This is a genomic window from Dolichospermum sp. LEGE 00246, assembly GCF_015207865.1.
GTDB classification, from domain to species: Bacteria; Cyanobacteriota; Cyanobacteriia; order Cyanobacteriales; family Nostocaceae; genus Dolichospermum; species Dolichospermum heterosporum.
The window spans coordinates 1-6,753 of record NZ_JADEWA010000299.1 but is presented as its reverse complement, the minus strand read 5'-3'; the positions used below and the strand labels follow the sequence as shown (position 1 = coordinate 6,753).

The following is a 6,753-nucleotide window of genomic DNA, read 5'->3' as shown; positions in this document are numbered from 1 at the left end:
GGGTTAGGGAGGGGTAAAATATTTGATACACCAACCATAACTTTTCAAACACCCCCTTACGGGACAGCAGGAATAGATAGTTTCTGTCTGTGTAGCTGCGAATTATATTCGCCAATACAAGTAGAAAATCAACAATTATCAATTTAATAACCATTTTCTACAAGTTATCTAACGCATTTTCAGCAGCAGCTTTTTCTGCATCTTTTTTATTGCGCCCTTGTCCTTTTCCCCGCCATATTTCTTTCCCATTCACTACTTCAAAGATATCACACTCAAATATTGGTGTATGAGATTGTCCACCTATTTGTCTTGTAACATATTTGGGTGGAGTTGTGTTACCACTACTTTGTACCCACTCCTGAAAGCGGTTTTTTGAGTCTACATTAGAGCGAGATACAACAATATTCTCAGGTACAGAGGCAAAAAGTTTTTCTACAATAGGGCGAAGTAATGCAATATTGCAATTTTTATCTAGATAATAAGCACCAATAACTGCTTCAAAGGTACTACTTAATAAGTTAGGATTATTATATCCTCCATCAAGAATTGCACCTTGTCCTAAACGGATTCTCAAGTCTAGACCTACTTCAATCGCAAATTTTGCTAATTGTTTTTCATCTACTAATGCAGAACGACGACGAGTTAATTCATCTTCTCCTTTTTCTGGATGAAGTTGATAGAGATATTCACCGCTTAAGAAATTGAGAATAGCATCACCAAGAAATTCTAAACGCTCGTTGTGTTCACCTTCTCCTGGGTGTTCGTTGACATAAGAACGGTGAGTTAGTGCTTGATTCAGTAATGTTTTATCTTGGAAAATTAAAATATCGTGCATTTTATGTTCCTCTTATTAAGTTTCTCTAAATTGCAGTTGATTAATTTCAGATTCCAGATTTCTCAACCAAGTTGGGGATCTAACAAACTCGTATATATTGCGATTAGAGACTTCCAAATAAAAGAATATCCTCAAATTTCTTGTGGTGCAATCCGAAAATAATAATAAGTAGTGAGACAGAATTAATTACACAATGTCATTGCGTAAGCGTGGCGTTAGCCATATGGAACGAAGTGAAATGAAGCAATTCCAAGGGTTGTGATTGCTTCCCTTCCCTCGCAAACCCACAAGAGGAACGCGGTAGCGTTGGAGGCTTCGCGTCTTCAGACCGAAGGGGAAAACGCACACAGGCGAATTAATTGCCTTCAATATTCGTGATACAATTAGATTGTCACTAAAGACGTAAAAAGCTACCGGGGGACTCTCGGAAAGTTACGCTTGTCAGATATGATTTCGCCCGTCAGGGCAAACGAAATCAGGGCAAGAACCCAAATATTTAAGGAGATATGCCTGAAACTGGGATAACTGAGGGATATAGACTGAAACTCTCTATAGAGTCTCCGCGTCTTTAGACCGGAGAGTGTCAAAGTAAAAGGTCTACTTAATCCAAGCTGGATGGGACAATAGAGAAGACATGGCTCGTACCCCGCGCAGTTGGTTAGAGAGCGGTAGATGACCCCTAGGAGCGCTTAAATCCCAGGTGAACCCGTTGGGATATCTTGTCCAGTTGTTACCATTCTTCCAGTTAATTTTTGGCCATAAGTTGACCCAATTTTTACTTAAACCTAACCAAATTTCGCGCTGGACAGAGAAGCCAAATTTACCTTCTGAGTGAACTACCCAGAGTTGATTGATAGTGCGTAAGTCTTGAATTGGTAAACCTTCTACCTCGGTAAAGTATAGCCATTTTCTTTGTACTGCTTGGGGACTTGCCGCTTCACACATTTTTTGAATTGTCAAGAGATCAGCCGCTTGAAAATCTTGATTGGCAAGTAACTTTTGCAAAGAATTGTAACTGATCCCACAGTCCGATTTTAGAGGTACAATTCCTTCAGGAAAGTTAGTTTGTAGAAATTCTTGATCTGTCGGTGCATTAGTATTATAGATGACTTGGTAGACTTTACCATCAATCCAAGTTGCTGGGGTATCACGACGTTTCAGCAAAAATTCCTTCAACACATCTAACCCATCATTACCCAAGTCAGCTAACTGCGGGATGATTTGTTGTTGGACTTTTTCGGACCCAGCGATTAACTTTTGGCGGAGGGAGTCGAGATCATTTGTAGTGCCTGATACAATCATTGGGTCTGTCATGCCGTTACTCGTGTTAGCGTGAGCGTGAATAAACTATCTATTGCTATCGGTTATTCTACAAAATGAAGGACGAATAGCGAAGTGAATTTGCAAAGTCTTTGAGTGTGTGTCTGAAAAAATTACTCCCAGTGGACTGTGCAAATCCTAACTAACAATACTTTATCAGGTAAGGGGTCATAGAATCCAGGGGTTACTGTAATGATCTTAGGGCGCAAGACCTGGATCTTAGGGCGCAGGCACTGCGCCCCTACGAACTTGTGAATTTCTTCTATTTGGAATGTGTGAATTATGTACGAAAAGATTACTCCTCCCACTATCGGCGCGAAAATTACGTTCAAAAATGGTGAACCGGTTGTTCCTGAAAATCCAATTATTCCTTTTATTCGCGGTGATGGTACGGGTATAGATATTTGGCCGGCGACGGAAAAGGTGCTTGATGCGGCGATCGCTAAGGCATACAAGGGCAAAAGAAAAATTAGCTGGTTTAGGGTTTATGCTGGTGATGAAGCCTGTGATCTCTATGGTACATACCAGTATTTGCCCCAGGATACATTGACGGCGATTAAAGAATATGGCATAGCTATTAAGGGTCCTTTGACTACTCCTGTCGGTGGGGGGATTCGGTCTTTAAATGTGGCATTACGCCAAATCTTTGATCTTTATACTTGCGTGCGTCCTTGTCGTTATTACGCTGGGACACCTTCTCCCCACAAAACTCCTGAAAAACTGGATGTGATTGTTTATCGGGAAAATACGGAAGATATTTATTTGGGGATTGAGTGGAAGCAAGGTAGTGAAATCGGCGATCGCCTGATAAAATTCTTGAATGAGGAATTGATACCTGCTACCCCAGAACATGGTAAAAAGCAAATTCCCCTCGACGCTGGTATTGGTATCAAACCCATCAGCAAAACCGGTTCTCAGCGTTTAGTTAGACGTGCCATTAAACACGCCTTGTTATTGCCCAAAAATAAGCAACAAGTCACCTTGGTGCATAAAGGCAATATCATGAAATACACAGAAGGCGCTTTCCGGGATTGGGGTTATGAATTAGCAACCAGCGAATTCCGTCAAGAGTGCGTGACAGAACGGGAATCTTGGATTTTGGGTAATAAGGAGAAAAACCCCAATATTTCCTTAGAAGAAAATGCCCATGAAATTGATCCTGGTTTTGATTCTCTGACTCCAGAGAAAAAAGCCCAAATTGTCAAGGAAGTTGAAACAGTTCTGAATACAATTTGGGACAGTCACGGAAACGGCAAATGGAAAGAGAAAATCATGGTCAATGATCGCATTGCTGATAGTATCTTTCAACAAATCCAAACTCGACCAGATGAGTATTCTATTCTGGCGACAATGAACCTCAACGGTGATTATTTATCCGATGCTGCTGCTGCTATTGTTGGCGGTTTAGGCATGGGTCCAGGGGCAAATATTGGCGACTCCTGCGCGATTTTTGAAGCTACTCATGGGACAGCACCAAAGCACGCTGGGTTAGACAGAATTAACCCCGGTTCGGTGATTCTTTCCGGTGTGATGATGCTGGAATATATGGGTTGGCAAGAAGCCGCAGATTTAATTAAAAAAGGATTAGGTGATGCGATCGTCAATGGTCAAGTTACTTATGACTTAGCGCGGTTAATGGAACCACCTGTACAACCATTAAAGTGTTCTGAATTTGCAGACGCAATCATCAAACATTTCGGTTAATTTCTACTATTCTCAAATTAAGACAAATTAAGATCCCCGACTTCTTTAAGAAGTCGGGGATCTAAGCATGACATAATTGAAATGATTACTGTATCAAATGTTTTACCCCTCCCTAACCCTCCCCTCATAAAGGGGAGGGTTAGGGAGTGTCAATCACCTCCTGTATTTTTGCTGCCCGCTCTTAAACGGGCTAAACTATCAATAGCATCACCTAAAGCTGTAGTAAGACTTTTTCGAGTTTGAGCGTGATTTTCTTGCTCAAGTTTCAAAGCTTGTAATAGACAATCACGTTCCTGTATGACTTCTAACAATTGAGTTTGTAACTCTTCTATAGAATTAAACTGGGAAATTTCTTGCTGAATAGCTGTAGTCATATCAGTTCCGGTTTCCCCATTAACACCCGAAAATTTTTGGACTTCAGCCTTTATAGACACCATAGCTTCTTGGTGCATTTTTGCATCTACGCGCCGTTGCTCTGCCTCGGTATTATAAAGTTGTCGCCATTTTTGCGAACTTTCCCAAGCTTCATCTCGTTCCCGCTGAAATTTCGTCATCTGTTGTGTGAGAGACTGAATTTCGGTTAACCATTTTTGTGTGAGATCTTGAGTCATAGAAGTTTTTTGTAGTAGAGATAGGTTTAACCTTCTTGATAGAACCAATAGAGTAGTAGACTAGAAAAAAATTATCAATGTTGATTGTCACCGAATAACTCAATCTAGTCAGAGCTTAAATATGTTGAGAGATAAATTTGCAAACAACTTGGGAATTAGTCAAGCTCGTAAAAAACAAGTATACCTGGATATATGTAGGGTTTGCTGATAGCGTAGCGCGGCGTAAGCCATAAAAGTTATCTGTGAGGGTAGGGAACTCTTAACTGGGTACAGGGAACAGTTTCAGCCTGGATAGCCTCAATTTCCCATAAGTAGGTTAGCGTTGAAAATTGTCGTTATGGCAAGGCAAAAGGCAAGAGGCAAGAGTGAAGAAGTTTTCAGCGATTTTGCATTTCTTTACACAGTTTGGTTTTATTGTGTCCACCTACATATCCGATCAGGAAAAATGCAACTGTTTTGAGACACCATTAGCTAAAAACTTGCACTTTTTTGTGATAAAAATATGCAAAATCCTTATTGGTAAACGGTTCTAGCTTTATTCAGGCAGCCCTAAATATGAAAAAATTTGAGTTAAGAAAATGAGATAATAAGAAAGTTGATTACTCAGTCAGTGGAAATAATTAATAATGCCTAATTCTTCTGAACCATTTGTAATTACACCTGATGGTTATGCACCTCGATTAAAGCGTCTACGTCAATTTAGTGGACTATTAGATAATATAATTACTATTCCCGGAACACAAATAGGAGTTGGGTTAGATCCAATTATTGGATTACTACCCATAGGTGGTGATGCTTTAGGGTTAATATTTTCATTTTATATTATCATGGAAGCCGCACAATTAGGCGTACCCGTAGCCACATTAGGACGGATGGTAATGAATGTGATTGTAGATTCCTTGGTTGGGGCTATTCCCATGTTAGGAGATTTGTTTGATTTTGCTTGGAGAGCGAATAATTACAATATCATTTTATTGGAAGCAGCTTTAAAATCTCCGCATCAAAATCAAAAAGCAGATAATTCATTTATCCTCATTTTTAGTATTGGCTTATTTCTACTGGCTATTGTTTTAATATCCATACCCGTGATATTAATAAGAATATTATGGCAAGTTTTTACTGGTAGTTAAATGACTTATCTATAAAATTATGAAAGATTGGTGGCAAGATAATTTTCCTCAAGGGCGGCAAAATCTGATTATTAATGATTCTCAAGGTTATCCAATTCAAATAGCCTATGGTGAAAAAGGTAACGGGAGACCGCTGATTTTATTACATGGTTTAGGCAGTTGGAGTTATAATTGGCGGCATAGTATTGAACCATTATCTCGACATTTTCGAGTAATTTGTTGTGATTTTAAATGTTTTGGTTTTTCAGAAAAGCCCGTATCTCGTCGAGAAGAAACAGGACATCAAATTATTGAATTAAAACGTATTATTCAAGCTTTATGTGATGAATCACCGATAATTGTCGCCGAATCTATAGGGGCATTAATTTCTCTGGGATTAGCTGGTAAAAGTCCTGATTTAATCGGACGGTTAGTAGTAATTAACGCTCCTATTTTTACAGAAACTTTACCTCATTGGTCTATGGGTTTACTGGCACAAACACCAATAGAAATTATTCATGCAATTGATGATTTACGTCTTGCATATTGGTTTGCACCTTTAGTCAGAGAAGTGATGGGAGCAGAAAGACGCAAGGTATTATATAATCCTTCATTATTAACAGAAGAAGATATTTATTGGATTACTTACCCATTCATTGAAATTCCGGGGACTTTGGTAAAAGTGGCTGAAGAGTTACAAATTGCTGCTCAAGAAATTGAGAATTTGCGAAAAAATCAGCCAAGTATGCTGAAGAATATTCAAAATAATCTCAAAAATATTGAATGTCCAACTTTGGTTTTATGGGGTGATCAAGATAGTTGGTTTCCTGTTAGTCATGGAGAAAAATTACATCAACATTTGCCTAATTCTCGCTTACAAATTTTGCAAAACTGTTATCATGATGCGTCAACTGGTTCTGCTGATGTGGTGAATGCAGCAATTTTGGAGTTTTTAAAAGAAACCGATTTCTGTTGAATTTTGAAAATTGACTAATGATAGAAATTCAGGCAATTTTCCGTACCTGCCTCGTACCTGCGCTAAAACCCTCTAAGAGGATGTTTTAAAAGTATTAGATGAAACCGATAATCTCCAAAAACCTAACCCCCCTGCCCCCTTCCCTACGAGGGAAGGGGGTTTTCAAAGCCTCTCCCCGCTTCGGGGAGAGGTTTGGAG

6 protein-coding genes are annotated in these 6,753 nt (G+C 39.3%); 3 read left to right on the top strand and 3 right to left on the bottom strand.

Annotated features, from left to right (window positions below; genetic code table 11):
- Positions 1-157: 157 nt before the first annotated feature.
- Positions 158-835, bottom strand: coding sequence for a ribonuclease III (gene rnc / locus IQ228_RS17860; RefSeq protein WP_027401594.1), 678 nt, complete (start codon positions 833-835; stop codon positions 158-160).
- Between the two features lie 597 nt (positions 836-1,432).
- Positions 1,433-2,149: a GUN4 domain-containing protein gene (locus IQ228_RS17855; protein ID WP_027401595.1), complete on the bottom strand. Its 717-nt coding sequence runs from the start codon at positions 2,147-2,149 to the stop codon at positions 1,433-1,435.
- A gap of 288 nt (positions 2,150-2,437) precedes the next feature.
- Between IQ228_RS17855 and IQ228_RS17850 the strand changes: the two genes are divergently transcribed.
- Positions 2,438-3,859, top strand: coding sequence for an NADP-dependent isocitrate dehydrogenase (locus IQ228_RS17850; protein ID WP_027401596.1), 1,422 nt, complete (start codon positions 2,438-2,440; stop codon positions 3,857-3,859).
- A gap of 149 nt (positions 3,860-4,008) precedes the next feature.
- On the opposite strand, the gene IQ228_RS17845 is transcribed toward IQ228_RS17850, so the two are convergent.
- Complete coding sequence (locus IQ228_RS17845) at positions 4,009-4,470, bottom strand: hypothetical protein (RefSeq protein ID WP_027401597.1); 462 nt, start codon at positions 4,468-4,470, stop codon at positions 4,009-4,011.
- A 626-nt stretch (positions 4,471-5,096) separates the two neighbouring features.
- On the opposite strand from IQ228_RS17845, the gene IQ228_RS17840 reads away from it, so the two are divergent.
- Together IQ228_RS17840 and IQ228_RS17835 are read left to right on the top strand one after the other, a co-directional pair.
- On the top strand, positions 5,097-5,600 hold the full coding sequence (locus IQ228_RS17840) for a DUF4112 domain-containing protein (protein ID WP_027401598.1): 504 nt from the start codon (positions 5,097-5,099) through the stop codon (positions 5,598-5,600).
- Between the two features lie 19 nt (positions 5,601-5,619).
- On the top strand, positions 5,620-6,555 hold the full coding sequence (locus IQ228_RS17835) for an alpha/beta fold hydrolase (RefSeq protein ID WP_027401599.1): 936 nt from the start codon (positions 5,620-5,622) through the stop codon (positions 6,553-6,555).
- Positions 6,556-6,753 lie beyond the last annotated feature (198 nt).